Source organism: Brevundimonas sp. LPMIX5, assembly GCF_003576505.1.
In the GTDB taxonomy this organism is placed as follows: domain Bacteria; phylum Pseudomonadota; class Alphaproteobacteria; order Caulobacterales; family Caulobacteraceae; genus Brevundimonas; species Brevundimonas naejangsanensis.
In genome coordinates this window covers 72,671-99,563 of record NZ_QWTZ01000015.1, presented here as the reverse complement: position 1 = coordinate 99,563, position 26,893 = coordinate 72,671, and the positions used below count along the sequence as shown (strand labels likewise).

Below are 26,893 nucleotides of genomic sequence, written 5' to 3'. Positions count from 1 at the left end.
GCCGATGGATCAGGCGGGCGCCCAGACGACGCGCGCAGCCATTACCGCAGGCTCGGCGCCGCAGCTGGTCAACCTGCCGCGCGGGACCTCCTTTGCGGTCGACCTGCCGTCTGATGCGCGCGACGTCATCATCTCCAACCCGCGCGTGGCCGAGGCCATGCTGCATTCGCCGCGCCGCATCACCATGATCGGCCTGGAGGGGGGCGAGACGGACGCCGTGTTCCTGGACGCCGCAGGCCGCACTATTCTGGCGCTGCGCGTGCGAGTAGATGCGGGCGTCAGCGCCCTGCAGGACACGCTGAACCGCATCGCGCCCGGCTCGGACCTGCGGGCCGAAGCGGTCAACGACAGCATCATCCTGAGCGGTCTGGCCGCCAGCCCGGCCGACGCCGACCGCGCCGCCCAGGTGGCGCGCGCCTTCGTCAGCGCGCCCGAAAAGGTCATGAACATGATCTCGGTCGCCGGTTCGGACCAGGTGACGCTGAAGGTCCGCGTGGTTGAGGTGCAGCGCAACGTCATCAAGCAACTGGGTTTCGACACCCAGGCGGTGATCGGCCGTGTCGGGGACACCCAGTGGTTGTTGGGCAACAACGCCACCTGGGGCGTCAACGGCTCGCTGCTTGGCGGGCTGGCGGGCGGGATCGCGCGCGACACGACCAAGAACTTCCAGATGCAGGCGCCCTGCATCGGGCCGGGGTGGCCGGAAGGGGCCCTATGCCCGGTCATTGTCGATGGCAGTCCGGGCGATCCTCCGAACTGGGAAACCGCACAGCCGGGCACCGGTCCCGGCTCCGACGGCCTGAACAAAGGCTCGGCGACGCTGAAGGCGTTCGAGCGCGTCGGTCTGGTCCGCACCCTGGCGGAGCCCAACCTGACCTCGGTCAACGGCGAGGCCGCCAGCTTTCTGGCGGGCGGCGAGTTTCCTGTGCCCACCGGCCGCGATCGCGATGGTCAGGTCACGGTGCAGTACAAACCCTATGGCGTGGCGCTGGGCTTCCGCCCGGTCGTGCTGTCCGAAGGGCGCATCAGCCTGCAGGTCAAGGTCGAGGTGTCGGAGCTGACGCCCAGCGGCGGTTTGACGATCGGCGCCGGAACGCCGTCGTCGATCACCCTGCCGGGCCTGACCGTGCGGCGCAGCGAGAACACCATCGAACTGCCTTCGGGCGGGTCGATGATGATCGCCGGCCTGTTGCAGGAAAGCACGCGTCAGGCGGTGGATTCCCTGCCGGGCATGACGAACATCCCGGTGCTGGGGCAGTTGTTCCGTTCACGCGACTATCTGATGGGCGAGACCGAACTGGTGGTCATCGTCGAGCCCTATGTCGTCACGCCGACGGCGCCGGGGCGGATGCAGACGCCGGCCGACGGCCTGCGCATCGCCCATGACGCCCAGACCATCTTCTTCGGCCAGCTGAATCAGGTCTACGGCTCGCCCGCGCCGACCGCCCAGGCGGGCCCCGGTTGGCGCGGCCCCGTCGGCTATGTGATCGAGTGAACGCCATGACCCGACTTTCTTCGCGGTATCTTCCCCTGATTGCTCTGACGGCGGGCGGATTAGCCCTGTCGGCCTGCGTCGGCGGCCCGGCGAGCCTGGGCGGCGAACCGCCGCTGACGCCCACGTCGCGCTATTCCCTCCAGGTCGAGCCGGGACTCGAGCGCATCGCTTTGGCGGTGCATGAGACGGGCGTCTCGGCCAATCAGCGCGCGGCCCTGGGCGATCTGGTCAACCGCTTCGCCATGGAGGGGGCGTCGGTCCTGGTCATCGAAGCCCCGTCCGGCGGCGACCCCGTGGCGGCCGAAGCGGCCTGGGGCGTCCGGGCGATCCTGCAACAGGCGGGGGTGCCGGAGAACCGCATCCAGGTCGCGGCCTATGTCGCGCCTGATCCGCGCGCGCCCGTGCTGGTCGGGTTCGAGACCGTCCGTGCGGTGGTGCCTCAGTGCGGAACGCAATGGGGCAATCTGGGCCGGAGCGGCGACAATCAGTCCGCCTCCAACTTCGGCTGCGCCGTCAACGCCAACCTGGCCGCCCAGATCGCCGATCCGCGCGATATCGTGGCGCCGCGCGGCATGACGCCGTCCGAGGCCGGGCGACGGGCGGTGGTGTTCGACGCCTATCGCGCCGGAACGGCGACCTCGGCGGCGCGTGAACCCCTGCTGTCGCAAATGCGCATCTCACAGGCCATTCAATGAGCAAGCTGGCCGATACCCATTCGAGCGGGTTCGACGCCCTGGACGGCTTTGATCTGGACGACGAGTTTCTGGATCTTGATGACGGTCGGCCCGTTCCGGCGCCGATGCCCACTCCCGCCGTCGCGCCCATGTCCGCCCCTGTTGAAGGCGCGTTCGTGGAGGCGACGCCGCCCGCCGTTGCGACGCCTTCGGCCCTCAGCCCGGTGAGCGGGGCGGTGGAAGTCGCCATTCCGCGCATCGCGGTTCATATCTTCGCCGAGCGGCAGGACACGGCCGCCGCCGGCGAGCGCGCCGGTCAGGACCGGCGCATGGCCCGCGCCGCCACCCAGATCCGTCTGGGCGGGGTGCAGGCGGCCATCGAGGCCTATCAGAACGAGCCGACGCCGCCCCTGGTGATCGTCGAAAGCCTCAAGGACCCGCAGAGCCTGCTGGCCGAGATCGACCAACTGGCCCAGGTCTGCGATTCCGGCACCAAGGTCGTCATCATCGGCGCGGCCAACGACATCCTTCTTTATCGCGAACTGATGCGGCGCGGCGTCAGCGAGTATCTGGTGGCGCCGATCCAGCCCTTGCAGCTGATCGCGGCGATCGGCGGCCTGTTTGCTGATCCGGCTCAGCCCTTCGTCGGTCGCACCATCGCCTTTGTCGGCGCGCGCGGGGGGGCCGGGGCCTCGGCCGTGGCGCACAATACCGCCTATGCGATGAGCGAGCGGATCGGCGTCAACACCGTCATCGTCGATTATGACCTGCCGTTCGGCACGGCGGGGCTGGACTTCAACCAGGATCCGCTGGGCGGGGTCGCCGACGCCCTGAAACAGCCTGAACGTCTGGACGCCACCCTGCTGGACCGGATGACGGTGCGCTGTACCGACAAGCTGAGCCTGTTCGCAGCGCCCGCCACCCTGGACGCCGACTGGGACTTCAGCCCCGATGTGTTCGAGGAAGTCACGGGGCGTATCCGCGCCACGGCGCCCTTCGTCGTTCTGGACCTGCCGCACCTGTGGTCGGGCTGGATGCGGCGAGCGCTGATTTCAGCGGACGAAGTGGTGGTGGTGGCGACGCCGGACCTGGCCTCGCTGCGCAACGCCAAGAACATGATCGACCTGATCAAACAGGGGCGACCCAACGACGCGCCGCCGCGTCTGGTGCTGAATCAGGTCGGCCTGCCGGGACGGCCCGAGATCCCCGTCAAGGATTTCGGCGCGGCGCTGGGCGTGCATCCCAGTCTGATCATCCCCTTCGACGCCAAGGTGTTCGGCACGGCGGCCAACAACGGCCAGATGATCATCGACTCGGCGGCCAAGACCAAACCGGCCGAGGCGTTCGAGACCCTGGCCCAGATCGTGTCTCATCGCGAACTGCCGACCGCTGGAACGCAGACGCGGGCGAAGGTCGTAGCGGGCGGTTCGTCGCTGTTCGCCGGTCTGTTCAGCCGGAAGCGGGCCTAGGTGTTCGGCAAGCGGTCAGCCCCGGCGACGGTTCAGGCGGCCCCGCGCCCGACGGTGGCGCCGGACCCCAGTCTGGCCGAGGCTGCGTCCCGGCGTCCGGCGCTGGATCCTGTCGACGGCTTTTCGCCTGAAGAACTGGACCCTCTGACGCCGACGACGCCCAGGCGTCCCGATCCGTTCGAGCACGCGCTGGGACAGTCGGATCAGTCGGCGCGTCCGGCGGCGGGCGGCGCCGGGCCGCGCGCCACCGCCGGCCTGGCTCAGCTCAAGAACGCCCAGGCCGTCGCCGAGATCGTGCGCGAGCAGAGCGATTATTATCACGCGACGAAGACGACCATCTTCAACGCCCTGATGAACACCATCGACCTGGCCCAGCTGGCGCAGCTGGATCAGAAGGCGGCGTCCGAGGAAATCCGCGATATCGTCGCCGAACTGGTGGCGATCAAGAACGTCTCCATGTCGGTCGCCGAGCAGGAGCACCTGGTTCAGGACATCCTGAACGATGTGCTGGGTTATGGGCCGCTGGAGCCCCTTCTGGCGCGCGACGACATCGCCGACATCATGGTCAATGGCGCAGGACGCGTCTTCATCGAGGTCGGCGGCAAGGTGCAGCTGACCAACGTTCGCTTCCGCGACAACATTCAGCTTATGAACATCTGTCAGCGGATCGTGTCGCAGGTCGGCCGCCGCGTCGATGAAAGCTCGCCGATCTGCGACGCCCGTCTGCCCGACGGCAGCCGTGTCAACGTCATCGCTCCGCCGCTGGCCATCGACGGGCCAACGCTGACGATCCGGAAGTTCAAGAAGGACAAGCTGACGATGCGCAATCTGGTGGAGTACGCCTCCATCAGCCCCGAGGGCGCGCGCGTTCTCGGCGTTATCGGCGCGGCGCGATGCAACCTGGTCATTTCGGGGGGCACCGGCTCGGGCAAGACGACGCTGCTGAACACCCTGACGGCTTTCATCGACCCGACCGAGCGCGTCATCACCTGCGAAGACGCCGCCGAGCTGCAACTGCAGCAGCCGCACGTCGTGCGTCTGGAGACCCGCCCGCCGAACCTGGAAGGGCAGGGCCAGATCACCATGCGCGACCTGGTGAAGAACTGCCTGCGGATGCGCCCCGAACGCATCATCGTCGGCGAGGTGCGCGGGCCCGAGGCCTTCGACCTGCTGCAGGCCATGAACACCGGCCACGACGGGTCGATGGGCACCCTGCACGCCAACAGCCCGCGCGAGGCGATCAGCCGTCTGGAATCCATGATCACCATGGGCGGCTACGGCCTGCCGTCCAAGACCATCCGCGAGATGATCGTCGGCTCGATCGACGTCATCGTTCAGGCCGCGCGCCTTCGCGACGGCAGTCGCCGGATCACCCACATCACCGAGGTGGTGGGGCTGGAAGGCGACGTCATCGTCACCCAGGACCTGTTCGTCTACGACATCACCGGCGAGGACGCGCACGGCAAGATCACCGGGCGCCACCGCTCGACCGGCATCGCCCGCCCGCGCTTCTGGGACCGCGCCCGCTATTACGGTCTGGAGCGCGAACTGGCCGAGGCCCTGGACGCGGCGGAGTAGGGCGGATGCTGCTTCCTGTGCTTGCGGCGGTTCTGGCCTTCATCACCATCGGCGGCGTCGGCTGGGTGCTGGTTGGCGGCGACGATTCCTCGGGTCAGGCGGTCAAGCGCGCCAAGGTTCTGGCGACCAGCCGCACCGAGTCGGTGGCGGCGGCCAAGCGGGCGGCGGCGGCCAATACGCCCGAGGCCCGACGCAAGCAGATCATGGTCCAGTTGCGCGAGGTCGATCGTCGCGAGCGCAAGGCGCGCATGACCACCAGCGCCAAGCTGAAGCAGGCGGGGCTGGAACTGTCGCTGCGGACTTTCGTCATCATCAGCGTGGCGATGGGGCTGATCGGCGCCCTTCTGGCCTTTGTCCTGGGCGGCAACATCCTGATCGTGCTGGGAGTCGGGATCGCGATGGGGTTGGGCCTGCCGCGCTGGGTCGTGAACATGAAGGCCAAGGCGCGGATGAAGAAATTCGCCCTGGCCTTTCCCGATGCGGTCGACGTGCTGGTGCGCGGCATCAAGACCGGCCTGCCCGTCCATGACTGCTTCAAGGTCATCGCCCGCGAAAGCCCTGAGCCTCTGGCGGGCGAGTTCCGCCTTCTGGTCGAGGGGATGGGCGTGGGGCTGACGCTCGCCGACGCCCTGGACAAGATGTACACGCGGATGCCGACGCCGGAGCTGAAGTTCTTCGCCATCGTCATCGCCATCCAGCAGAAGTCGGGCGGCAACCTAGCTGAGGCCCTGAGCAACCTGACCTCGGTGCTGCGCGCCCGGCGGATGATGGGCGAGAAGATCAAGGCCATGTCGTCCGAAGCCGTGGCCTCGGCGGCCATCATCGGCTCCCTGCCGCCGGCGGTCATGATCATGGTGACCCTGACCAGCCCCAGCTACATGATGCTGCTGTTCACCGACGTGCGCGGCCACGTGATGCTGCTGGGCGCAGTCATGTGGATGGCCACCGGCGTCTTCGTGATGAAGCGCATGATCAACTTCAAGTTCTGAGGAAGGGGCCAGGACCGTGAACGCCTTCATGCGCTTCATCACCGATCCGCAGAACCTGCTGAGCATCGGCGTAGGCGTCGCCGTCTTCGCCAGCGTCCTGACGCTGCTGTCGTCCTTCGTCGGCGGCGGGCCGCGGCTGGACAAGCGGATGAAGGCCGTGGCCGAACGACGCGAGGAGTTGCGCCGTCGTTCGCGTCAGGCCCTGCGCGGCGGCGGGGGCGAGACCGGCGGCGGGCTGCGCCGCACCGACGACAGTTTCCGCAGCCGGGTGGTGGCGCGGCTGAATCTGGTCAAGCTGCTGGAAGACCCCAAGGTCGCCGAAAACATGACCCAGGCCGGCTTTCGCGGGCCGGGGCCGGTGAACACCTTCTACTTCTTCCGCTTCGCCCTGCCGTTCATCCTGATGGCGTTGACAGCCTTCTATCTGTTTGTGGTGATCAAGCCGGACCTGCCAGGCTTCACCCTGTTTTCCTTCGTGATCCTGGCGGCGGGCGTCGGCTTCTATGCGCCGAATGTCTATCTGAAGAACCTGATCGACAAGCGGCGTCAGTCGATCGTCGCGGCCTTTCCCGACTCGCTGGACCTGCTGCTGATCTGCGTCGAATCCGGCATGTCCATCGAGGCGGCGATCCAGAAGGTCAGTCAGGAGGTCGGCGGCCAGTCGATCGAACTGGCCGAGGAACTGTCCCTGCTGTCAGCCGAGCTGAGCTATCTGCCGGAACGGCGCCTGGCCTATGAAGGCATGGCCAAGCGGACGCAGCATCCGGGCATCCGCGCCGTGGCGACAGCCATGACCCAGGCCGAGACCTACGGCACGCCTCTGGGCAGCGCCCTGCGAGTGATGGCCAAGGAAAACCGCGACCTGCGTCTGGCCGCCGCCGAGAAGAAGGCGGCCGCGCTTCCGGCCAAGCTGACCGTGCCGATGATCCTGTTCTTCCTGCCGGTTCTGTTCGTCGTCATCCTGGGACCGGCAATCATCAACATCACCGATACGATCAAGGGCGGCTGACGTCTGGTGGCCGACGGGGCGCGTCCGTCAGCCCTGTTCGGCGACCTGTTTCAGCTTCTCGCTGATGGCCTCATAGGCCGGGCGGATGCGGCCGCGATGCTTGTCGTGGAACAGTTCGGCCCGCAGCCCGGTGAAGGCCATGCCGTGCGAGACGATGCAGGCGCCGCGATCCAATTCCTCGATCTCATAGTAGCGCAGGGTGCGGAACAGAAAGCCGCGGCGCTCGACCCAGACCAGCTGGGCGTTCGGCTCCCACTCGCCCAGATGCGCCTGCACCTGGCGCTCGCCCAGATCCGGCAGCCGCTCGGTCAGGTTGATCGGCGCGCCATAGCCCAGGGCGCCCTGAACCTCGACCTCATGGGGATTCCAGCGCTCCCAGCCGGAGAAGTCCGTCAGCACGTCCCAGAGGCGTTCAGCCGTGGCGCGCACGCCGATGCGGTGTTCGATGCGGATCGTTTCCATGCGCTCCCTGTGACATGGCTTTTTCGGTTTAGGAAGATGGCGCGGGCCTGAGCTTTCAGTCGAAGCGGCGTTTGTCCTTGGAGCGGCGCCGCCGTCGCGTTAAGGCCGAGGCCGAAGCAAGGAGCCGTCATGATCGCCCGCATCCAGCCCGAACGTCGCATGAGCCAGGCCGTGATCCACGGCGACACCATCTATCTGGCCGGTCAGGTCGGCGAGCCGGGCGAGGACGTCGTCGCCCAGACGCGCACCGCCCTGGCGGAGGTCGACGCCCTTCTGGCCGCGTGCGGCAGCGACAAGTCTAAGATCCTCTCGGCCCAGGTCTGGCTGGCCGATATCGCCGACTTCGCGGCGATGAACAGCGTGTGGGACGCCTGGGTCGATGCGGACAATCCGCCCGCCCGCGCCACCTGCGAGGCGAAGCTGGCCGCGCCCGACTATCGGGTCGAGGTCGTCGTCGTGGCGGCGCGCTGACATGGCGCGCGTCATCTCGAACGAGAGCGAGCTGGAACGGTTCAAAGCGACCCGAGTCACCGCCCTGTACCGTCTCGATCTGATCGAGAAGGGGGCGCAGCTGACCTATGAGGACGGCACGCCGGTCGACATGGCGTCCGAGGCGCAGCGCCTCAAAGATCAGGTCGCCGACATGGACCGCCGCATCGCCCGGCTGGAAGCGGCAGGCGAGGCGTGAGCCTGGACAGCGTCCGCGCCTTCTTTGCGGAAACGGCGCCGGACATCGCCATTATCGAGCTGGAGGTCAGCACCGCCACCGTGGCCGAGGCGGCGGCCGCTCATGGCGTCGAGCCTTGGACAGATCGCCAAGACGCTGTCGTTGCGTGCGGGCGACCGCATCGTGCTGTTGGTGACGACGGGCGACGCCCGGCTGGACAACGCCAAGGCCAAGGCGGCCTTCGGCGGCAAGGTCAGGATGCTGGACCTGGCCGAGGTCGAGGGCGTGACCGGCCATCCGGTCGGCGGGGTCTGCCCCTTCGGTCTGGCGACGCCCCTGCCGGTCTATTGCGATGCGTCGTTGAAGGCCTGGGACGTGGTGATCCCGGCGGCCGGGGCCATCCACTCGGCCGTCCGCATCAGCCCTGAACGCATGGCCGAGCTGACAGGCGCGCAATGGGTCGACGCCTGCCGCTGAGCCTGATCAGGCGGCCAGTCGTTCCAGCACCGTGATGATGACGCGCTCATAGGCGTCGGTCAGGGCGCGCAGTTCGGCCTCGGGCACGCGCTCGTCGACCTGGTGCATGGTCTGGCCGACCAGACCCAGCTCCAGCACCGGGCACAGGGCGCGGATGAAGCGGGCGTCGGAGGTGCCGCCGGTGGTCGAGGCTTCGGGGCGGCGGCCCAAAACAGCCTCGACCGCGTCCTGCACGGCGCTGATGAAGACGCCGGGTTCGGTCAGGAAGGCCTCGCCCGAGCACATGTGCTCCAGCTCGATCCGCAGACCTGTTTCGGCCTGAAGCATGCCCGCCTCGCGGTTCAGCCAGTCGATCAGGCCGTCGCCGGTGTGGGTCGGGTTGAAGCGGATGTTCAGCCGCGCCCTGGCCTCGGCCGGGATGATGTTGGTCGCTGGATTGCCCACGTCGATGGTGGTGACTTCGAGATTCGAGGGCGGGAACTCGGGGTAGCCATCGTCCAGCACATGGGCGTCCAGCCGGGCCAGCAGGCGGGCGATCACCGGCGCCGGGTTGGCGGCGCGATCGGGATAGGCGACGTGGCCCTGTTTGCCGTGGACGGTGATCCAGGTGTTCAGCGAGCCGCGCCGTCCCACCTTGATCATGTCGCCCAGGTGGTGAGCCGAGGAGGGTTCTCCGACCACGCAGGCGTCGATGACCTCGCCCTCGGCGGCCAGGGTCTGGACCACGCGTTTGGTGCCGTGCAGGGCCGGGCCTTCCTCGTCGCCGGTGATCAGGAAGGACAGGGAGCCGGGGACCTCGCCTTCCGCCAGCACGCGCGAGACGGCGGCGACCCAGGCGGCGATGCCGCCCTTCATGTCCACGGCGCCTCGCCCATAGAGGACGCCGTCGCGGGTCTCGCCCTCGAACGGACCGGCGCTCCAGGCCTTCAGGTCGCCGATCGGCACCACGTCGGTGTGGCCGGCGAAGCAGAGGTTGGGCGAGGCGGTCCCGCGCCGGGCGTAGAGGTTCTCGATCCGGGCGTCGTGGCCCACGCCGCTCGGCCCCTCGAACACCATGCGGCGGCAGGTGAAGCCCAGGCCGGTCAGGGCGCGCTCCAGCACGTCCATCGCCCCTTCGTCGGCGGGCGTGACGGAGGGGATGCGGATCAGGTCGCGGGTCAGTTCGACAGGATCGATGACGGAATGTGATGCGGCGCTCATGCCGCTATGCTTTAGGCATATCGCGCACCCGCGAGAAGGCCCGAAAACCGTGCCCAAGATCGACATCGCCGCCACCCCGACCATCCACGGAACGGGATATCCGGAAGAATTCGCCGGTCCCTGCAAGCCGCGTCGCCGCTGGCGGCTGGGCGACGCGGTCGGCCTGGATCAGTTCGGCGTCAATCTGTTGCGCCTGCCCGCCGGGGCCTGGTCCAGCCAGCGCCACTGGCATAGCGCGGAAGACGAGTTCGTCTGGGTGCTGAACGGCGAGGTGGTGCTGGTCGAGGACGAGGGCGAAACCCTGTTGCGCCCCGGCGACTGCGCCGGCTTCAAGGCGGGCGTGCCCAATGGCCACAAGATCGAGAACCGCAGTGATCGCGAGGCCGTGTTGCTGGAGGTCGGTTCGCGCCGTCCCGCCGAGGACGCCTGCGACTATCCCGATATCGACATGATCGCCCCCAAGGGGGAGGACGGTTATCGCCGCCGCGACGGAACCCCCTATCCGAAGACGCCCAGACGAACGTGACGACTGAAACCATAGATTCCGCCCCGACGGTTCCGCCCCAGCCGCCTCTGCCGCCTGGCCCCCCGTCCGGTTCCTCTCATGACGGCGAGCCGTCCAGTCCGTGGGGCATTCGCGACTTTCGTCTGCTGTGGCTGGGGCGGATGGTGGCGGTCTTGGGCATTCAGATCCAGTCCTCGGCCTTGCTGTGGCAGGTCTATGAGATCGCCCGGCGCGACCATCCGATCGAGGAGGCCAGCCTCTATCTGGGGCTGGTGGGCCTGTGCCAGTTCCTGCCGCTGCTGGCCTTCACCCTGCCGGCCGGGGCGATGGCCGACCGGCGCGACCGCAAGCATACCGTCACCCTGTCGATCATCGTCGAGGGGATGTGCGCGGGCGCCTTCCTGATGATGGCGCTGCACGGATCGCCGCCTCTGTGGGGCCTGTTGGCGGTCGCCGCCGTCTTCGGCGCGGCGCGCGCTTTCCTTGCTCCGGCCAGCCAGGCCTTCCTGCCGATGGTGGTGGGTCGTAAGGCCCTGCCGCCCGCTATCGCCGCCCAGTCCATCGCTTTCCAGACCGGCGCCATTGCGGGGCCAGCGCTGGGCGGGGTCATCGTCGGCGTGAACGTGCCGCTGGCCTACGCCTCGGCGATGGCGTTGTTTCTGGCAGCAATCGCCTGCTTCATCTTGATCCGCACCAAGGGCAAGCCTCAGGTCGATCCGTCCAAGCTGGGCCCGGTGCAGCAGGTCCGCGAAGGCCTGGCCTATGTGTGGAAGACCAAGATCGTGCTGGGCGCCATTTCGCTGGATCTGGTCGTCGTCCTGCTGGCCGGGGTGGCGCTGCTGACGCCGATCTTCGCGCGCGACATCCTGCATGTCGGGGCCATCGGTTTCGGCCTGCTGCGGGCCTCGTTCGGGGTGGGGGCGCTGATTATGGCCTTATATCTCAGCCGCTTCCCTATCGTGCGACACGGCGGGCGCTGGATGTTCGGGGCGGTGGCCGTGTTCGGCGTCTGCACCCTGATCTTCGGCCTGTCCAAGAGCGTCTGGCTGTCAGGGGCCGTGCTGTTTCTGGGCGGGGCGGCTGACATGATCAGCGTCAACATCCGCCAGACCCTGATCCAACTGGCCACGCCGGATCACATGCGCGGGCGGGTGTCGTCGGTGTCCATGCTGTTCATCGGCGCGTCCAATGAACTGGGCGAGGCCTATTCCGGCGTCATGGTGCGCCTGCTCGGACCGATCGGCGCGGCGGTGTTCGGTGGTTTCGGGGCGCTGGCCGCGACGGGTGTCTGGGCCAAGGTCTTTCCTGATCTGAGGAAGGCGAACAAGCTGACCTAGAACCGCAAGAAAAAGGCCCCGTGATCCTCTGATCTCGGGGCCTTCATGTCTCTGGCGGTCACCCCCAGGGGCGGAAGTGTTTCGACAGCTTGAGCCCCTGGCTCTGGTAGTGGCTGCCGCCTTCGCCATAGAGGCGCGACGGGCGTTCCGTCAGCGGTTCATAGACCAGGCGGGCGACGATCTGGCCGTGTTCCAGCAGGAAGGGGGTGTCGTGGGTGCGGACCTCCAGCACGCCCTTGGAGCCCGCGCCGTGCGCCTCGTCCGTGCCGAAGCCGGGGTCGAAGAAGCCGGCGTAGTGGACGCGGAATTCGCCGACCGAGGGGTCGATCGGGGTCATCTCGGCGGCCTGATCGACGGGAATCTCTACATCGTCCGACGAGGCCAGGATGTAGAACTCGCCCGGATCCAGCAGCAGCTCGCCCCGGCGCAGGGTCAGCGGCTCCCAGAAGTCGCGCGGGTCGTGGCCGTCGATGTGGTCCATGTTGACCACGCCCGCGTGGCGACGGCCACGATAGCCGACGACGCCGTTGTCGCCCGCGCGCAGGTCGACGCCGACGCTGCGGGTCTCCAGCTTGGGCGGCTCGCCCGCCTTGAGGCGCAATTGGTTCAGGCGGGTGCCCGGCTTGACCAGGATGGAGAATGTCTGAGGGGCGATCTCGAGATAGAGGGGGCCGTCATAGCCCTCGTCCACGTCGTCGAAGCTGCCGCCCTGATCGGTCAGCAGGCGCACGAAGACATCGACGCGACCGGTCGAGCTTTTCGGATTGGCGCGGGCGTTCAGCCCCTTGGGCAGGTGCAGACGCTCCTGCAGGCGGGCGATGTAGACGCAGCCCTTCTCCATCACATAACCGCTGTCGGACAGGTCGATGGCGTGCATGGCGACGTCGGCGATGCGTTCCTCAACCTTGCGCTGGCCGGGCAGGAAGGAGGCGCGCACGCGCCAGGCCTGGTTCGACAGCCGCAGGTCCAGACTGGCGGGCTGGACCTGATCGACGTCGAAGGGGGTGTCGGAGGCGATGGCGCCGATCGCGATCAGGGTCTCAATACCCTGGAAGGGAAGGATGCCGGGCTGGTCGGGAATCTGAAAGCTGGTCATGCCGTCCTATTCTCACACGGATTTTCCCGTCTGTGTAGCTTGTCGGCGACGACAGACGCTTGAACCCCGCGCACGGCGGGCTGCATATAGCGCATGCACTCCGCTCCTGCCTACTCCGCCGAGACCGAAGGCGTCGTCGTTCGCGTCCGCCCCTCCTATCTGGCGGGCCAGTCGGATCCGGCCGAGGGGCGCTGGGTCTGGGCCTATCAGGTCGAGATCGTCAATCTGAGCGGCGGCCCGGTGCAACTGGTGGCCCGGCGCTGGACCATCACCGACGCGCTGGGCCGGGTCGAAGAGGTGCGCGGTCAAGGCGTGGTCGGCGAACAGCCGGTGATCGAGCCGGGCGACAGCTACGCCTATGCTTCGGGTTGTCCGCTGACGACGCCATCCGGCTCTATGGTCGGCGCCTATTTCATGCAGGACGCAGAGGGGCGGATGTTTGAGGCCGCCATTCCCGCCTTCAGTCTGGACGTGCCCGATGCGCGAAGGGTGCTGAACTAGAGCGAGGGGCGCGGCAGGGGCGCCTAACTGGGCCCTCAAGCAGCGCGAAGCGCGGTAGGGCGCTATCAAGCCCTCAAGCAGCGCGAAGCGCGGTAGGGCCAAACAAAAAACCCCTCGCCAGAGGCGAGGGGGATGGGACTGCGTCAACCCGGAGAACCGCAGTCCCGCCCCGGAGCCCGCAGGAAACCGGCGGGGCGGACGGCGGCCCCTCTAGGGGGCGTTCGTGTCGGCCGTGGGGCCGAAAGGCGACGACGCGGCGGCTGCTCAGGTAGCGAACCACCGCGCGGTGAGCGGTAGCAGGCCTAAAAGCTCAAGCAGCGAGCGACCGCGTCGCAAGCGATAGCGTGCTTAATGAGCTCAAGCAGCGAGCGACCGCGTCGCGAGCGATAGCGAACTTAGATGTACCTGCGCAGGCTGCGGGCCAGGTCGGAGGAGGCGTCCTTGCTGGCGCTCTTGCGGACCTGGGGCTGGTAGGCGACGCGGGCGTGTTCGACGCAATAGACGCCTTCCGAGGCGCGACGGCCGCAGAAGCTGAAGTCGCTGGTCGAGGGATCGCCGATCGGCCATTTGCACATGTGTGCGCCCAGGGTCAGCACGGTGGCGGTGCCGGGCAGTTCCGGCGTGGGCGTCGGGGCCGGCGCCTGCGGAGCGGCGGCGGCGATCGGGCGCGGGGCGACGGCCTCGATGCGGCGCGGGGCCGACGGGGCCTGCACCGGCGCGGCCGGGGCGGCGGCGCGGGGACGGGCGGGGCGGAAGGTCGTGCGCGCGGGCTGCGACGGAGCGGCCCGGCCCGACAGGCCCAGGCGGTGCACCTTGCCGATCACGGCGTTGCGGGTCACGCCGCCGCCCAAGGCCTTGGCGATCTGGCTCGCTGACTGGCCTTCCAGCCACAGCTTCTTCAGCGCGCCGACGCGGTCTTCGGTCCAACCTGGGTTCATGTCGTCCTCCTGCGGAGACGTCAGATTCAATATCTTGTGTCGGAGTCCGAATTTCGGCCCCTCATCACGCCTCTAATCGTAAATCACCTCTTAAAACACGCAATATGTGGGAATTCACCTGTCCACAGAAACTATATGTAGTATGGTTAATGTCCCGATTTGAATCAGTTTCTTGGCCTTCATCCACAGGGCGGGCGCCTTGCGAAACGGCTTCGCCTGTCGCATCTGAGGCCGCATGACGCACCTGACCGCCGGTTCCGACGCCCCTCATGGCCTCCCCCAGCCCCGCCGCTACGACGGGATCAACTGGGTGGGCTTGCGCACCCTCTACCTGAAGGAGGTCCGCCGTTTCTGGAAAGTGGGCGCCCAGACGGTGGCGGCGCCGGTGGTGACGACCCTGCTCTACATGATGGTCTTCGTGGTGGCGCTGAAGGGCGCCCGGCCGCCGCTGCACGGCACGCCCTTCGCCGAGTTCGTGGCGCCGGGCCTGATCATGATGGCCATCCTTCAGAACGCCTTCGCCAACGCCTCGTCGAGCCTGATTCAGGCCAAGATCATGGGTACGGCGACCGACTTCCTGACCCCGCCGCTCAGCCCGCTGGAACTGACCATCGGCTTCACCCTGGGGGCGGCGACGCGCGGGGTGGCGGTCGGCCTGGTGACGGCGATCTGCGTCATGCCGTTTGCCAAGCTGGGTCTGGCCAACATCGCCCTGATCGTCTGGTTCGGCCTGATCGCCTCCCTGCTGATGGGCATGATGGGGGTGCTGGCGGGTCTGTGGTCGGAGAAGTTCGACCATCTGTCGGCGGTGCAGAACTTCGTGGTCATGCCGATGACCTTCCTGTCGGGCACCTTCTACCTGATCGACAGCCTGCCCGAGCCCTTCGCCAGCATCAGCAAGTTCAACCCCTTCTTCTACCTGATCGACGGCTTCAGGGCGGGGTTCATCGGCCACGCGGAAGGCAGTCTGATGGTCGGCGTGGTCATGAGCGCCGTGCTGACCGTGGTCATGGGCGCGGCCTGCTGGCTGGTGTTCCGTTCGGGCTGGCGGCTGAAGAGCTGACGTTTTAAGCAGGGCGTTCAGCGCGAGGCGAGGGGCTTCGCGAAAGGGGCCCCGCCATGTCGTTTCATCTTCGTCTGAAAGCCGCTGTCAGCGGCGCCTGCCTGGCCGCTGCCTGCCTGAGCGCCGCGCCGTCGCTGGCGCAGAACCGGGCCGCTGATCTGCGCGAGCAGGTCGGCGCCTATGTCAAGCCCTCGAACGCTGCGCGGCTGGAGGTGCTGCTGCGCCAGTTGCGCGATGAGGGTTTCACGCCCAGCGTCGAGACCTTTGAAGGCGGCGGGCGGGGCGAGCCGATACAGGGCTCAAACGTCGTCGTCACCCTGGGCGAAGGGCCGAAGGAAATCCTGCTGACCGCCCACTATGACGCGGTGAAGCTGCGGGATGGGACGATGTCGCAGGGCGTGATCGACAACGCCGGTTCGGTGGTCGCCTTGATCGAGGCGGCCAAGATCCTGCGCGAGGCGCCTCTGTCGCACCGCATCCGCATCATCTTCTTCGATCAGGAAGAGCTGGGCCTGATCGGCGCCAGGAAGTGGATCGAGGCGCACGGGATCGCCAACGTCGCCGCCGTGGTGAACTCCGATATCGCCGCCTATGGCGACACCATGATGTACGGTCAGAACAACGGGCCGCAGTCGGCCTTCGTCACCCGCGCGGTGCAGGAATTGTGCGCCGAGCGGGCCATGCAGTGCGTGGGCTTCCCCGTCTATCCGCCGTCGGACGACCGGGCCTTCTCGGCGGCGGGCGCGCCGGTGGTCTCATTGGGCTTTCAGGACGAGGTCGGCGCCCATCAGATGTGGCTGGCCTTCAACGGCGGCGAGGCCAACGGCCTGGCCGAAGGCTTCGTCCCGCAGGTTTTCCGCCTGATCCACTCCAAGGACGACGCCATGGAGGCGGTCGAGGGCGAGGCTGTCGACCTGGCGGGCCGGACCTATGCGGCCCTGATCCAGAAACTGGATGCGCATCTGCGCTGAATTCGCGCCGCTCGCGGTGTTGACTAAGGGGAAATAGAGCCTGACAAGTTCGTCGCCCTTTTCTGAAGCGGTCCCGTCGCTGTCGTGCCGGGGCCGTCTCGCTTTATGGAGTCTGCCAAGTGTCCGGTCATCTGATGGGTGTCTACAATCGCGCGCCGCTGGAAGTGGAGCGCGGCCAGGGCGTCCGCCTGTGGTCCACTGACGGGACCGAATATCTGGACTGCGTCTCGGGCATCTCGACCAATGCCCTGGGCCACGCCCACCCCAAGCTGGTGCAGGCGGTCAAGGATCAGGCCGAGAAGCTGTGGCACGTCTCCAACATCTTCAAGATTCCGGGGCAGGACGCCCTGGCCGACGATCTGTGCGCCAAGTCGTTCGCAGACGTCGTCTTCTTCACCAACTCGGGCACCGAGGCGATCGAGTGCGCCCTGAAGACGGCGCGCAAATATCACGTCACCAACGGCCAGCCTGAGCGTATCGACATCTACGGCTTCGACGGCTCGTTCCACGGCCGCACCTATGGCGCCATCAACGCCGCCGCCAACCCCAGCTATACCGAAGGCTTCGGCCCCAAGATGGAGGGTTTCCATCAGCTGAAGTGGGGCGACAAGGCCGCCCTGACCGCCGCCTTCGAGAACCCGAACGCCGCCGCCATCGTTCTTGAGCCGGTTCAGGGCGAAGGCGGGTGCCGCGCCACGCCTGAGGAAGATCTGCGCTGGATGCGCGAGATGGCGGACAAGCACGGCGTCCTGATCATCTTCGACGAAGTCCAGTGCGGCATGGGCCGGACCGGCAAGCTGTGGGCCCACGAATGGGCCGGCATGACCCCGGACATCATGGCGATCGCCAAGGCTCTGGGCGGCGGCTTCCCCATCGGCGCCTGCCTGGCTACGGCCGAGGCGGCCAAGGGCATGACGGTCGGCGTTCACGGCTCGACCTTCGGCGGCAACCCGCTGGCGATGGCGGTCGGCAAGGCGGCCTTCGACGAGGTGTCGTCGGACGCCATCCTGAACAACGTCAATGAGGTCGCCGGCTATCTGAAGCAGCAGCTTCATGGTCTGGCTGAACGCTTCCCCGACGTGATCGTCGAGGTGCGCGGCAAGGGTCTGCTGCTGGGCGTCAAACTGGTCCCGAACAACCGCGAGTTCATGGGCTGGGCGCGCGACGAGGCCAAGCTGCTGGTCGCGGGCGGCGGGGACAATCTGGTCCGTGTCCTGCCGCCGCTGAACATCACCCTCGAAGAAGCCCGCGAGGCGGTCGAGAAGTTCGAGAAGGCCTGCGAGTTCGCCCGCACCAAGGTCTCGGGCTGACGTTGCTTCTCCCTCCCCTTCATGGGGAGGGCCGGTGGGGCCGTTTTATTCTACATCCAGATTTCCGCAGGGCCGCCCCCACCCGGTCCCTGCGGGACCACCCTCCCCATGACGGGGAGGGAGAAGGCTTGGTCATGGTTCGTCACTTCCTCGACATCCACCGCCTGGACGCGGCTGATCTGCGCGCCATTCTGGACGACGCCCACGCCCGCAAGCGCGCGCGCAAGGGCTGGCCTCAGGGCCGCGCCGACGCCGACGCGCCGGGCAAGGATCGCGTGCTGGCCATGATCTTCGAGAAGAACTCGACGCGCACCCGCTTCAGCTTTGACGCCGCCATCCGCCAACTGGGCGGCGCGTCCATCATCGCCACCGCCTCGGACATGCAACTGGGCCGGGGCGAGCCGGTCGAGGACACCGCCCGCGTCCTGTCGCGCATGGTCGACGCCGTTATGATCCGCGCCAACGACCATGAGGACGTCGAGCGCTTCGCCCGCGTCTCGACCGTGCCGGTCGTCAACGGCCTGACCGACCGCAGCCACCCGTGCCAGATCCTGGCCGACCTGATGACCATCGAGGAGCATCGCGGCCCGATCGAGGGCAAGACGATCGCCTGGATCGGCGATGGCAACAACGTCTGCCACAGCTTCATGCACGCCGCGCCCAGGTTCGGCTTCCACCTGCACGTCGCCTGCCCGGCGGAATACCACCCCGACCTGCGCGATCTGGAAAAGGGCGGCGCCCGCGTCCACCTGACCAGCGACCCGCGCGAGGCGGTCAAGGGCGCCGACGTCATCGTCACCGACACCTGGGTGTCGATGGGGGATCAGGACTATGAGGCCCGGCTGGCGGCCTTCGAGCCCTATAGCGTCGACGAAGCCCTGATGGCCGAGGCTGCCGACGACGCCGTCTTCCTGCACTGCCTGCCCGCCCACCGGGGCGAAGAGGTGACAGACGCCGTCATCGACGGTCCGCAGTCGCTGATCTGGGACGAGGCCGAGAACCGCCTCCACGCCCAGAAGGCGGTCCTGGCCTGGTGTTTCGGAGCTTTTTAGGAAGCCTTAACGCGCTTCGCGCTGCTTGAGGGCGGGCCCGGCGCCTAGCTCAGGTTGACGTCGACCACGTCTCCAGCGTCTGGCAAGGATTTGGTCAGATTGGCCTTTGCGATTTCGAAGGCGAACTTCATCAGGCCGCCGTCGCTGACCCAGATACGGCCGTCGTCCGCGTCGAAGCGCAGAAGCGTCAGGCGCGGATCATCCTTGCCCTCGGGATACCAAGCCGCCAGCACCGGGTTCCAATGCCGTTCGATGACCTCGCGGTCGTGGCCGTGCACCGAGAGGGCGCCGTGAATGCAGGCCCAGACCTTCTGGTCTTTCGCGCCATAGCTGAACATGGCCGTCTGTCCCGGCGCGGCCGCGTCGCGCGCCAGGTCCGTGTCGTCGCGGGTGAAGAACCAGATGGTCCCGGTTTCGGCTTCGCGAAAGGCGGTCATCGGCTGGCTGTGATAGCCGGGACGGTCCAGCCCCAGCATGCCCGTATTGCTGGACTTCAGGCTTTTCCAGAAGGCCTCTTCGGCTTCGTGGGGCGTCAGTTCCCTGTCGGTCACGCTCGTCTCCTGTCTGTCGGCGGGGGAGACAAGACAACCAGCCAGGGGTCGTAGCGTTCCGCTAGAAAGGCGGCGCGGCGGGTAGGGGACGCCCGCTGAGCTCCGCCATCAGATGAATCAGCAGGAAGAAGACCAGCGCAGCCGCCAGCAGCATGATGAATCGCCACGGCATCATGCGCGGGCCGCGCGTGATGTCTGTCGGTCGCGCTCCGCGCCATCCGGCGAAGACGACGACCGCCAAGGAGGCGATCAGCAGGATCAGGGTGAGCGTGGCGTCCATGACCGCGGCAGTTGGGGCGCCCGAGGGCGGGATGCAAGCGTCCCGCTGTCCACGATCTGCAGCTTGGCCGTATTTCTTGATGCGCGGTTAATCTAAACGCGGCATTAACCATGTCAGGCGCATCAGCGCCGTGTCGGCTGCCGTCGGCGTTTCGTAACGAGGCGCCACATCTTGCGGTTAACGACACGTTTACACGCTTTATCTGGAAGGATACCGTTCGCGCCATGGGTCGGGAGGCGAATCAGTGACCGCAGCGGCGCCGTGGAGCGTGAAGGGCATCGACCCCAAGGCGCGCGAGATCGCCAAGGATCTGGCGCGTCGCTCGGGCATGACCCTGGGCGAGTGGCTGAATTCCATGATCATGGACGAGCCGGACGAGGACGACGGGGTCGCCACCCTGCCGCGCCGGTCGCCCATTCCGGACCCTTACGACCGCCGCAGCCGCTCGCGCCGTCTGGACGACGTCTATGGCGATGAAGGCCGCCATGAAAGCATGGGCAGGATGGGCGCTTCGCTGGAAGTGATCGCCGAGCGTCTGGAGGCGGCCGAACGCCGCTCGACGCTGGCCATCCAGGGCATTGATCAGGCTGTGGCCGGTCTGGTGCGTCGGCTGGAGACGCAGGACGAGGCCGAGGCGGTCAAGGCGCGCCGCATCGACGACATCGCCGAGGAATTGCGCGAAGGTCATCGTCGTCTGCGCCGTCTGGAGCAGGACGCCGGAACCGAGGCGCGCGAGGGGCTGGACAGGCTGGACGCGGCCCTGACCGCCGTCTCCACCCGCCTGTATGAAATGGACGAGCGCCAGCGAGCGGGCGTCAGCGAACTGCGCGACCGCATCGAGGCCGTCGAGAAGGCGGCAGGGCCGGGCGCTGGAACCTCGCTGCTGTCGCAGGTCGGCGCGCGTCTGGACGACGCCCAGTCGCAGACCTCCGAAGCCCTGAAGGGGCTGGAGCGGTCGTTCGCCGCGCTGGACCTGCGGATGCGCGACGCCGAGCGCCGCATCGAGCCGGATCATGCGCGCGAAGGCTCGCGCTTTGAAAAGCTGGCCGAGAGCCTGAGCCGACAGGTCGAGTCCAGCCGCGCCGAGATGATGCGCCGTCTGGATGCGGCCGAGACCGAAGGACGCGTCGAACGGATCGAGCGCGCACTGGCCGCCATTGGCGATCAGGCCCGCGCCGCCGAGCAGCGCTCGGTCGTCGCCGTCGAGGGCATGGGCCGCGAGATCATGCGCATCGCCCGCAACCTCAACGGTCGGGTCGAGAAGGTAGAGGCGGGAGGCGCAGGGGCGTCCGACACGCGCGTCGCCGCGCTGGAGCAGAAGCTGGAGCGCGATCTGGCCCGCCACGCCCAGGCGGTTGATCAGCGCCTGACCCAGGCTGACGATCAGCACGCTCTGGCGCTGGAACGTCTGGGCGGAGAGATCGCCCGTATTTCCGACAGGCTCGGCGAACGCATCGCCCAGTCGGAACGTCGCTCGGCCCAGGCGCTGGACGACATCGGCCGCCGTCTGGCCGAAAGCACCGACAAGATGCATCAGCGCCACGAGCGCGCCTCGGGCGACCTGGCTGAACGGATGCGTCAGAGCGAGGAGCGCACGGCGCGCCTGCTGGCCGAGGCTCGCGACAGCATCGAGCAGCGCGCCGGTCGCACCGAACGCCGCGACGTTCCGTTGGAAAGCGCTGAACCCGCGCCCTGGACCCCCGCTGAGAGCCCCAGCGGCGACTGGCGCGCGGCCGCTTTCTCCGACCCGGTCGAGCCCTGGTCGCAGGACCCGCTGGCGGGCGCCGTTCAGGCCGAACCCTTCCCGACCCAGACTGAACGCCATCCGGACGACGGCGTCTTCGCCGACCCGTTCGAAGCCGATTTCCTGGAGCCGGGACAGAGCGCGGCGCCGTTCGGACGAGCGCCCGCCGAGACCGCATCGGACTCATCTTCGCTCCATGCGCCGGACGCCTTTGGCGGCGCTGACATCAGCGACATTCTGGCGGCGTTCGAAGACCCGGCGGCCGATGTCTTCGCCCGTCCCGAAACGGGCGCCGCGACGGCGGGTGACCGTCCGTTGACGCTGGACGATGACGACGGTTTTGCGGCGGAACTGGAGTTCGTCGATCCCGCGCCGCGTGCGACGGTCGCCGAGGAGCCGACGACGACGCGCGACGTGCTGGACGCGGCGCGCGCCGCGATGGCGCCTGAGGCCGCCGATGACGGCGCCCGCTCCGGCTTCGGTCTCAAGAAGCGCGGCGGCAAGTCCAAGCTGCAGGAGCGTCTGGACAAGCAGGCGGGCCGTCAGGGCTCGACCATGCGCAAGGCCATGGGCGCCTCGGCCGTGGCGGCCCTGGTGGTCGGCGGCGGCTACGCCAGCCTGCAGGTGGCCGAAGGCGCGGGCCTGCGCTTCCCCGGCGTGAGCGTGCCCGGCGTTGCGGCGGGTACAGCGGATGCGGAAGCCGGGCTGGATGCGCCTATCGCCGCTGTGGCGCTGGACGCCGTGCCGACCGAGGCCGTGCCGTCGCCCGAGGCGGCTGCGACGGAGGGGGCCTCTTTGTTCGCTCGCGCCAGTCTGATGCTGAACAACGGCGACGAGGCGGGCGTCGAACCGCTGACGCGTGCGGCCAATCTGGGCTATGCGCCGGCGCAACTGCGTCTGGCCATGCTCTATCAGGAAGGTCAGGCCGGGCTGGCGGTCGATGACGCCGAGGCGCGCGCCTGGGCCCGTCGTGCGGCCGAGGGCGGCGACGCCAAGGCCATGCACCATTACGCCATGCAGCTTTATGACGGGGTGGGCGGCGCCAAGAGCGGGCCGGACGCCCTGACCTGGCTGAAGAAGGCCGCCGAGGCCGGACGCGTCGACAGCCAGTACAACGTCGCCAAGATGCTGGAGCAGGGCGATCAGGGCGTCGCCGCCAACCGCACCGAAGCCTTCAAATGGTACATGATCGCGGCCCGTCGCGGCGATCAGCAGGCCTTGGCCTCGGTGCAGCGCCTGACGCCCGCCCTGTCGGCTGTCGAACGCCGCAAGGCCCGCGAGGCCGCCGACGCCTTCACCGCGCCGCCGCTGGCGTAGAGGCCGCGCGCAAACAGGCGCGGCCGGGGGTGGCGGTTCGCCGCAGGGGCCGCTAAGACCAGAGGCCTAGTCGCCTTTCCGGCGCCGATTGCCTGTCCTTCCAGCCGAAGGCGCGTGCCGTGGATATTTACCTGCCGATCGCCGAAGTCTCGGTGAACTGGCCGCTTCTGGTCATGCTGGGGGCGCTGGTCGGATTCGTGTCCGGCCTGTTCGGCATCGGCGGCGGTTTCCTGATGGCGCCGGTGCTGGTGTTTCTGGGGATTCCGCCGACGGTGGCGGTGGCCAGCCAGGCCAGCCACGTCGTCGCCTCCTCGACCTCGGGCGTCATCCGCTATTCCGGCATGAAGGCGGTCGATTACCGCATCGGCGGCATCATGGCGGTGGGCGGGGCGCTGGGCGCGCTCGCCGGAGTCGAACTGTTCCGCTACCTGCGTCTGCTGGGTCAGGCCGACCTGGTGGTGTCGCTGTCCTACCTGCTGTTCCTCGGCTCCATCGGCGGCATGATGCTGTACGAGAGCCTGACGCAGATCCTGCATCGCGTCCGGGGCGAGACCCCGCCGCGCAAGGAACGCCGCCGCCCCATGTGGCTGTACGGCCTGCCGTTCAGGATGCGCTTCCCGCGCTCGGGCCTCTATATCAGCGCCATTCCGCCGTTTGGACTGGGCGTGTTCGCCGGGATCCTGTCGGCCATCATGGGGGTGGGCGGCGGCTTCATCCTGGTGCCGGCCATGCTCTATGTCCTGCGGATGAAGGCCAGCGTGGTGGTCGGCACCAGCCTGTTCCAGATCATCATCACGACCGCCATCACCACCGTGCTTCAGGCCGGGCGCAACCAGACGGTGGACATCGTCCTGTCGACCATCCTGCTGCTGGGCGGTGTCGTCGGGGCTCAGTACGGCGCGCGCCTGTCGGGCCGGTTCCGCGCCGAAGAGATGCGTGCGGCCCTGGGTCTGATCGTTCTGCTGGTCGGCATTCAGATGGGGCTGGAACTGTTCGTGCGGCCCAGCGATCTGTTCCTGCTGGCGCCGGGGGTGGCGGACTGATGTTTCAGGTTCTGCCGCCAGAACCGCCGCCCCAGATTGCGGCGCCCGAGATCATCATCGAACGCTCGGCCGCCACGACCGAGGAGGTGCGCGTCGCCGCCGCCCTGACCGACGCACGGGTGGATGTGGACTCTGGTTTCCGGGGGGCGTCCATCGTCCTCTACGGCGCCGTGTTCAACCCGACCGACACGCCCGCCGACGTGGTGGTGGTGGTGCGCGGGCCCGACGCGCCGGTGCGTCTGGTCAAGAAGGCGCGCAACATGGGGGTCTGGTTGAACAGCCGCCCGGTGTTGTTCGAGGGGGCGCCCGGCTTCTACATGACCGCCTCGACGCGGCCGCTGAGCGACATCGCCGATTTCGGCCAGCTGCGCCGCCTGGGCGTGGGCGTCGACCACCTGCGCATCGACGCGCCGGAAGAGGCCCGCACCGTCACCCGCTACGGCGTGCGCGACGTGGTCGTCAGCCGTCTGGGCGAAGACTATCTGGACTGGCGCCGCGCCGTCATCCGGCTGAAGGAGGCGGCGGCCCTTTACGACACCGACCCCAAGGGGGTGGAGTTCGTTGACCGGGGCCTGTTCCGCGCCGAGGTCAAACTGCCCGCCGTGGCTCCGACGGGGAAGTATTACGCCGAGGTCTGGCTGTTTCAGGAAGGGGCGCCGGTGTCGGTGTCCAACCTGACCCTGACGGTCGAGAAGGTGGGACTGGAGCGCGACATCTATGAGTTCGCCCACCGCCGCCCGTGGAGTTATGGCGTGCTGTGCGTGATCCTGGCGGCGATGACGGGTTATGCGGCGTCGCGGGTGTTTCGGAGTCGTTAGTGTCGCTATCGCTCGCCGCGCGGCGGCTCGCTGCTTGAGCGACGCATCTCCCTTCCCCTCGCAAGGGAGGGCTTTGAGAGCGCCAACAAAAAAGGGCGGCCCGCGAAGGCCGCCCTTTGTCGTTTCAGTCTGTGCCTGAGCCTCAGGCCGCCTTCTTCTCCGGCGCGAAGCGGCCGTAGAAGGTTTCGTCCTTGGCGGCCATGTCGCGCAGAAGCTGCGGAACCTTGAAGCGGTCGCCGTATTTGGCGGCCAGTTCGTCGGCCTTGGCCACGAAGGCCTTCAGGCCCGTCTGGTCGATGAAGGTGATGGGGCCGCCGGTCCAGGGCGCGAAGCCCCAGCCCAGGATGGCGCCTAGGTCGCCTTCGCGCGGGTCGTCGATGACGCCCTCTTCCCAGCAACGGGCCACTTCCACCGCCTGACGATACAGCAGGCGGGTCTTCAGTTCGTCGATGGCGGCCAGGGCCTCGGGGCTTTCGCCGAAGGCGTCGCCCTTGGTGGTCGGGGCCAGTTCGGCCAGACCCGGCCAGATGACCTTGGGCTTCTGATCATAGTCGTAGAAGCCCTTGCCGTTCTTACGGCCATAGCGGCCCTGTTCGACCATGGTGGCGACGATCTGCTCGCCCTCGGTCGGGACGTATTTGTCGCCCAGATCCTCGCGGGTCTGCTTGGCGATCTTGTACGACAGGTCGAGCGCCACGTCGTCGTGCATCTCCAGCGGGCCGCGCGGCATGCCGGTCATGCGGCCGACGTTGTCGATCAGCACGGGCGAATAGCCCTCTTCCAGCATGGCCATGCCTTCCATCAGGAAGGTGGAGAAGCAGCGCGAGGTGTAGAAGCCGCGCGAGTCATTGACGACGATCGGCGTCTTCTTGATCTTCAGGACATAGTCCAGCGCCTTGGCCAGAGCCGCGTCGCCGGTCTTTTCGCCCATGATGATCTCGACCAGCATCATCTTGTCGACGGGCGAGAAGAAGTGGATGCCGATGAAGTCCTCGGGGCGCACGCTGGCCTCGGCCAGACCCGAGATGGGCAGGGTCGAGGTGTTGGAGCCGAACACGGCGCCCTCAGCCAGTTGGGCCTCGGCGCGCTTGGTGACGTCGGCCTTGATCTCGCGGTTTTCGAAGACGGCCTCGATGACCAGGTCCGAGCCCTTGATCAGGTCATAGTCCGTCGTCGCCGTGACCAGGGCCAGGGTGGCGTCATACTTCTCCTGCGTCATCTGACCGCGAGACAGCCGCTTCTTCAGCAGTTCCTCGACGTGGGCCTTGCCCTTGTCGGCGGCTTCCTGCGTCTGGTCGATCAGCACGGTCTCGATGCCGGCCATGACCTGAACATAGGCGATGCCCGCGCCCATCATGCCGGCGCCCAGGACGCTGACTTTCTTGGGGTCGGACTTGGGCACGCCCGCCGGGCGCACGGCGCCCTTGTCCAGTTCCTGCTTGGACAGGAACAGGCTGCGGATCATGGCCTGGGCCTGCGGCGTCATCAGGGTCTTGATGAAGTAGCGCGTCTCGATGCGCAGGCCCGCCTCGATCGGCACCTGAACGCCTTCATAGACGGCCTTCATCATGTTCAGCACAGCCGGGTAGTTGCCATAGGACTGCTTGCGCAGGATGGCGTTGCCCATGACGAAGACCTGCATCCCCGCCGGATGGTGCGGGCCGCCGCCAGGAATCTTGAACTTGGCATCGTCCCACGGCTGAACAGCTTTGCCGCCGTTCTTGATCCAGGCCTTGGCGGCCGCGACCGACTGACCCTTTTCGACGACCTCATGGACGACGCCGGCGCCCTTGGCGTCGTTCGGGCGCCAGGACTTGCCCTCGGCCATCTGCATCAGGGCGTTCTGCACCCCGATCAGGCGCGTCAGACGTTGGGTGCCCCCGCCGCCGGGGAAGAGGCCGACCTTGATCTCGGGCAGACCCAGCTGGATCTTCGGGTCGTTCTCGACGACGCGATAGTGGCAGGCCAGGGTGAACTCCAGCCCGCCGCCCAGCGCCAGGCCGTTGATGGCCGCCGCCACCGGCTTGCCCGAGGTTTCAAGCGCGCGGAAGGCGCCGTTCAGCGCCCAGCCGGTGTCGAACGCCTTCTGCAGGTCGCCGCCGCCGGCCAGCATGCCCGAGGCCATGTCGCCCAGATCCGCACCGGCGCAGAAGCCGGTCGGCTTGCCTGAGGTGATGACCACGCCCTTGATGGCGTCGTCGGTCTTGATCTTCTCCACCAGAGCCGGGATCTCGGCGATGACGGCGCTGGTCAGGGTGTTCATCGAACGGCCCGGCACGTCGAAGGCGACTGTGGCGATGCCGTCAGCGTCGATGTCGATCTTGAAGTTTTCCATGGTCATATGCTC

General features: G+C 67.6%; 26 protein-coding genes. 19 read left to right on the top strand and 7 right to left on the bottom strand.

Features of this window, described 5'->3' with window-relative positions; translation table 11 throughout:
- The 6 genes from D1604_RS13800 to D1604_RS13775 all read left to right on the top strand — a co-directional run.
- A partial coding sequence (locus D1604_RS13800; protein WP_147399930.1) for a type II and III secretion system protein family protein occupies positions 1 to 1,495 on the top strand: 1,495 nt, incomplete at its 5' end.
- Positions 1,496 to 1,500: 5 nt separating this feature from the next.
- The gene (locus tag D1604_RS13795) at positions 1,501 to 2,190 is read left to right on the top strand and encodes a CpaD family pilus assembly protein (protein ID WP_119413756.1); all 690 of its coding nucleotides are present in this window, start codon (positions 1,501 to 1,503) and stop codon (positions 2,188 to 2,190) included.
- Complete coding sequence (locus D1604_RS13790) at positions 2,187 to 3,638, top strand: AAA family ATPase (RefSeq protein ID WP_119413748.1); 1,452 nt, start codon at positions 2,187 to 2,189, stop codon at positions 3,636 to 3,638. Before D1604_RS13795 ends, D1604_RS13790 begins: the two co-directional genes overlap by 4 nt.
- Positions 3,639 to 5,216 (top strand): CpaF family protein, encoded by a 1,578-nt coding sequence (locus D1604_RS13785; protein WP_119413747.1) that lies wholly within the window; start codon positions 3,639 to 3,641, stop codon positions 5,214 to 5,216.
- 5 nt (positions 5,217 to 5,221) lie between these two features.
- The gene (locus D1604_RS13780; protein ID WP_119413746.1) at positions 5,222 to 6,205 is read left to right on the top strand and encodes a type II secretion system F family protein; all 984 of its coding nucleotides are present in this window, start codon (positions 5,222 to 5,224) and stop codon (positions 6,203 to 6,205) included.
- 16 nt (positions 6,206 to 6,221) lie between these two features.
- Positions 6,222 to 7,214, top strand: a complete 993-nt coding sequence (locus D1604_RS13775) for a type II secretion system F family protein (protein WP_024354985.1) — start codon at positions 6,222 to 6,224, stop codon at positions 7,212 to 7,214.
- Between the two features lie 27 nt (positions 7,215 to 7,241).
- Here the strand turns inward: D1604_RS13775 and D1604_RS13770 are convergent, their stop codons facing one another.
- The gene (locus tag D1604_RS13770; protein WP_119413745.1) at positions 7,242 to 7,676 is read right to left on the bottom strand and encodes an SRPBCC domain-containing protein; all 435 of its coding nucleotides are present in this window, start codon (positions 7,674 to 7,676) and stop codon (positions 7,242 to 7,244) included.
- A gap of 129 nt (positions 7,677 to 7,805) precedes the next feature.
- Between D1604_RS13770 and D1604_RS13765 the strand changes: the two genes are divergently transcribed.
- The 3 genes from D1604_RS13765 to D1604_RS13755 all read left to right on the top strand — a co-directional run bounded on the left by D1604_RS13765 (position 7,806) and on the right by D1604_RS13755 (position 8,820).
- A complete protein-coding gene (locus D1604_RS13765) occupies positions 7,806 to 8,147 on the top strand; it encodes a RidA family protein (protein WP_119413744.1) in 342 nt (113 codons plus the stop codon).
- Position 8,148: 1 nt separating this feature from the next.
- Positions 8,149 to 8,364: a hypothetical protein gene (locus tag D1604_RS13760; protein WP_024354982.1), complete on the top strand. Its 216-nt coding sequence runs from the start codon at positions 8,149 to 8,151 to the stop codon at positions 8,362 to 8,364.
- A gap of 102 nt (positions 8,365 to 8,466) precedes the next feature.
- Positions 8,467 to 8,820 carry a YbaK/EbsC family protein gene (locus D1604_RS13755; RefSeq protein ID WP_233552101.1) on the top strand — a complete coding sequence of 118 codons (354 nt, stop codon included), beginning with the start codon at positions 8,467 to 8,469 and terminating at the stop codon, positions 8,818 to 8,820.
- A 6-nt stretch (positions 8,821 to 8,826) separates the two neighbouring features.
- Here D1604_RS13755 and dapE read toward each other — a convergent pair whose 3' ends face one another.
- Complete coding sequence (dapE, locus tag D1604_RS13750; RefSeq protein ID WP_119413743.1) at positions 8,827 to 10,020, bottom strand: succinyl-diaminopimelate desuccinylase; 1,194 nt, start codon at positions 10,018 to 10,020, stop codon at positions 8,827 to 8,829.
- Positions 10,021 to 10,069: 49 nt separating this feature from the next.
- On the opposite strand from dapE, the gene D1604_RS13745 reads away from it, so the two are divergent.
- Both D1604_RS13745 and D1604_RS13740 read left to right on the top strand, forming a co-directional pair.
- The gene (locus D1604_RS13745; RefSeq protein WP_119413742.1) at positions 10,070 to 10,546 is read left to right on the top strand and encodes a cupin domain-containing protein; all 477 of its coding nucleotides are present in this window, start codon (positions 10,070 to 10,072) and stop codon (positions 10,544 to 10,546) included.
- A gap of 47 nt (positions 10,547 to 10,593) precedes the next feature.
- On the top strand, positions 10,594 to 11,862 hold the full coding sequence (locus D1604_RS13740) for an MFS transporter (RefSeq protein ID WP_119413755.1): 1,269 nt from the start codon (positions 10,594 to 10,596) through the stop codon (positions 11,860 to 11,862).
- 58 nt (positions 11,863 to 11,920) lie between these two features.
- Here the strand turns inward: D1604_RS13740 and D1604_RS13735 are convergent, their stop codons facing one another.
- Positions 11,921 to 12,958: a 2'-deoxycytidine 5'-triphosphate deaminase gene (locus D1604_RS13735; protein ID WP_119413741.1), complete on the bottom strand. Its 1,038-nt coding sequence runs from the start codon at positions 12,956 to 12,958 to the stop codon at positions 11,921 to 11,923.
- 93 nt (positions 12,959 to 13,051) lie between these two features.
- On the opposite strand from D1604_RS13735, the gene apaG reads away from it, so the two are divergent.
- Positions 13,052 to 13,459: a Co2+/Mg2+ efflux protein ApaG gene (apaG, locus tag D1604_RS13730; protein WP_024354977.1), complete on the top strand. Its 408-nt coding sequence runs from the start codon at positions 13,052 to 13,054 to the stop codon at positions 13,457 to 13,459.
- A gap of 395 nt (positions 13,460 to 13,854) precedes the next feature.
- Here the strand turns inward: apaG and gcrA are convergent, their stop codons facing one another.
- A complete protein-coding gene (gene gcrA, locus D1604_RS13725; RefSeq protein ID WP_119413740.1) occupies positions 13,855 to 14,397 on the bottom strand; it encodes a cell cycle sigma 70 cofactor GcrA in 543 nt (180 codons plus the stop codon).
- Between the two features lie 235 nt (positions 14,398 to 14,632).
- On the opposite strand from gcrA, the gene D1604_RS13720 reads away from it, so the two are divergent.
- From D1604_RS13720 to argF, 4 genes are all read left to right on the top strand, one after another.
- The gene (locus D1604_RS13720) at positions 14,633 to 15,460 is read left to right on the top strand and encodes an ABC transporter permease (protein WP_024354975.1); all 828 of its coding nucleotides are present in this window, start codon (positions 14,633 to 14,635) and stop codon (positions 15,458 to 15,460) included.
- A gap of 56 nt (positions 15,461 to 15,516) precedes the next feature.
- Entirely contained in the window at positions 15,517 to 16,431 is a 915-nt protein-coding gene (locus D1604_RS13715) for a M28 family metallopeptidase (RefSeq protein ID WP_119413739.1), read from the top strand.
- A gap of 134 nt (positions 16,432 to 16,565) precedes the next feature.
- A complete protein-coding gene (locus D1604_RS13710) occupies positions 16,566 to 17,741 on the top strand; it encodes an aspartate aminotransferase family protein (protein ID WP_119413754.1) in 1,176 nt (391 codons plus the stop codon).
- 134 nt (positions 17,742 to 17,875) lie between these two features.
- A complete protein-coding gene (gene argF, locus D1604_RS13705) occupies positions 17,876 to 18,793 on the top strand; it encodes an ornithine carbamoyltransferase (protein WP_119413738.1) in 918 nt (305 codons plus the stop codon).
- Between the two features lie 44 nt (positions 18,794 to 18,837).
- Here the strand turns inward: argF and D1604_RS13700 are convergent, their stop codons facing one another.
- The gene (locus tag D1604_RS13700; protein WP_024354971.1) at positions 18,838 to 19,344 is read right to left on the bottom strand and encodes a pyridoxamine 5'-phosphate oxidase family protein; all 507 of its coding nucleotides are present in this window, start codon (positions 19,342 to 19,344) and stop codon (positions 18,838 to 18,840) included.
- 61 nt (positions 19,345 to 19,405) lie between these two features.
- Complete coding sequence (locus tag D1604_RS13695; protein WP_119413737.1) at positions 19,406 to 19,624, bottom strand: hypothetical protein; 219 nt, start codon at positions 19,622 to 19,624, stop codon at positions 19,406 to 19,408.
- Positions 19,625 to 19,868: 244 nt separating this feature from the next.
- Here D1604_RS13695 and D1604_RS13690 point away from each other — a divergent pair, with 244 nt between their 5' ends.
- The 3 genes from D1604_RS13690 (at position 19,869) to D1604_RS13680 (ending at position 24,546) form a co-directional block, all read left to right on the top strand.
- On the top strand, positions 19,869 to 22,685 hold the full coding sequence (locus D1604_RS13690) for an SEL1-like repeat protein (protein ID WP_233552099.1): 2,817 nt from the start codon (positions 19,869 to 19,871) through the stop codon (positions 22,683 to 22,685).
- A gap of 119 nt (positions 22,686 to 22,804) precedes the next feature.
- Positions 22,805 to 23,728 carry a sulfite exporter TauE/SafE family protein gene (locus D1604_RS13685; RefSeq protein ID WP_024354968.1) on the top strand — a complete coding sequence of 308 codons (924 nt, stop codon included), beginning with the start codon at positions 22,805 to 22,807 and terminating at the stop codon, positions 23,726 to 23,728.
- Positions 23,728 to 24,546: a TIGR02186 family protein gene (locus tag D1604_RS13680; RefSeq protein ID WP_024354967.1), complete on the top strand. Its 819-nt coding sequence runs from the start codon at positions 23,728 to 23,730 to the stop codon at positions 24,544 to 24,546. The genes D1604_RS13685 and D1604_RS13680 overlap by 1 nt, the downstream gene beginning before the upstream one ends.
- A gap of 142 nt (positions 24,547 to 24,688) precedes the next feature.
- Here D1604_RS13680 and D1604_RS13675 read toward each other — a convergent pair whose 3' ends face one another.
- Positions 24,689 to 26,881, bottom strand: a complete 2,193-nt coding sequence (locus D1604_RS13675; RefSeq protein WP_119413752.1) for a 3-hydroxyacyl-CoA dehydrogenase NAD-binding domain-containing protein — start codon at positions 26,879 to 26,881, stop codon at positions 24,689 to 24,691.
- Positions 26,882 to 26,893 lie beyond the last annotated feature (12 nt).

What these genes read in the sequence shown, in the direction of transcription:
- D1604_RS13795 (WP_119413756.1), top strand. Translation starts at nt 1,501, where the DNA reads ATGACCCGACTTTCTTCGCGGTATCTTCCCCTGATTGCTCTGACGGCG.
- D1604_RS13790 (WP_119413748.1), top strand. Translation starts at nt 2,187, where the DNA reads ATGAGCAAGCTGGCCGATACCCATTCGAGCGGGTTCGACGCCCTGGAC.
- D1604_RS13780 (WP_119413746.1), top strand. Translation starts at nt 5,222, where the DNA reads ATGCTGCTTCCTGTGCTTGCGGCGGTTCTGGCCTTCATCACCATCGGC.
- D1604_RS13770 (WP_119413745.1), bottom strand. Translation starts at nt 7,676, where the DNA reads ATGGAAACGATCCGCATCGAACACCGCATCGGCGTGCGCGCCACGGCT.
- D1604_RS13765 (WP_119413744.1), top strand. Translation starts at nt 7,806, where the DNA reads ATGATCGCCCGCATCCAGCCCGAACGTCGCATGAGCCAGGCCGTGATC.
- D1604_RS13760 (WP_024354982.1), top strand. Translation starts at nt 8,149, where the DNA reads ATGGCGCGCGTCATCTCGAACGAGAGCGAGCTGGAACGGTTCAAAGCG.
- D1604_RS13755 (WP_233552101.1), top strand. Translation starts at nt 8,467, where the DNA reads ATGGCGTCGAGCCTTGGACAGATCGCCAAGACGCTGTCGTTGCGTGCG.
- dapE (WP_119413743.1), bottom strand. Translation starts at nt 10,020, where the DNA reads ATGAGCGCCGCATCACATTCCGTCATCGATCCTGTCGAACTGACCCGC.
- D1604_RS13735 (WP_119413741.1), bottom strand. Translation starts at nt 12,958, where the DNA reads ATGACCAGCTTTCAGATTCCCGACCAGCCCGGCATCCTTCCCTTCCAG.
- apaG (WP_024354977.1), top strand. Translation starts at nt 13,052, where the DNA reads ATGCACTCCGCTCCTGCCTACTCCGCCGAGACCGAAGGCGTCGTCGTT.
- gcrA (WP_119413740.1), bottom strand. Translation starts at nt 14,397, where the DNA reads ATGAACCCAGGTTGGACCGAAGACCGCGTCGGCGCGCTGAAGAAGCTG.
- D1604_RS13720 (WP_024354975.1), top strand. Translation starts at nt 14,633, where the DNA reads ATGACGCACCTGACCGCCGGTTCCGACGCCCCTCATGGCCTCCCCCAG.
- D1604_RS13715 (WP_119413739.1), top strand. Translation starts at nt 15,517, where the DNA reads ATGTCGTTTCATCTTCGTCTGAAAGCCGCTGTCAGCGGCGCCTGCCTG.
- D1604_RS13710 (WP_119413754.1), top strand. Translation starts at nt 16,566, where the DNA reads ATGGGTGTCTACAATCGCGCGCCGCTGGAAGTGGAGCGCGGCCAGGGC.
- argF (WP_119413738.1), top strand. Translation starts at nt 17,876, where the DNA reads ATGGTTCGTCACTTCCTCGACATCCACCGCCTGGACGCGGCTGATCTG.
- D1604_RS13695 (WP_119413737.1), bottom strand. Translation starts at nt 19,624, where the DNA reads ATGGACGCCACGCTCACCCTGATCCTGCTGATCGCCTCCTTGGCGGTC.
- D1604_RS13680 (WP_024354967.1), top strand. Translation starts at nt 23,728, where the DNA reads ATGTTTCAGGTTCTGCCGCCAGAACCGCCGCCCCAGATTGCGGCGCCC.
- D1604_RS13675 (WP_119413752.1), bottom strand. Translation starts at nt 26,881, where the DNA reads ATGGAAAACTTCAAGATCGACATCGACGCTGACGGCATCGCCACAGTC.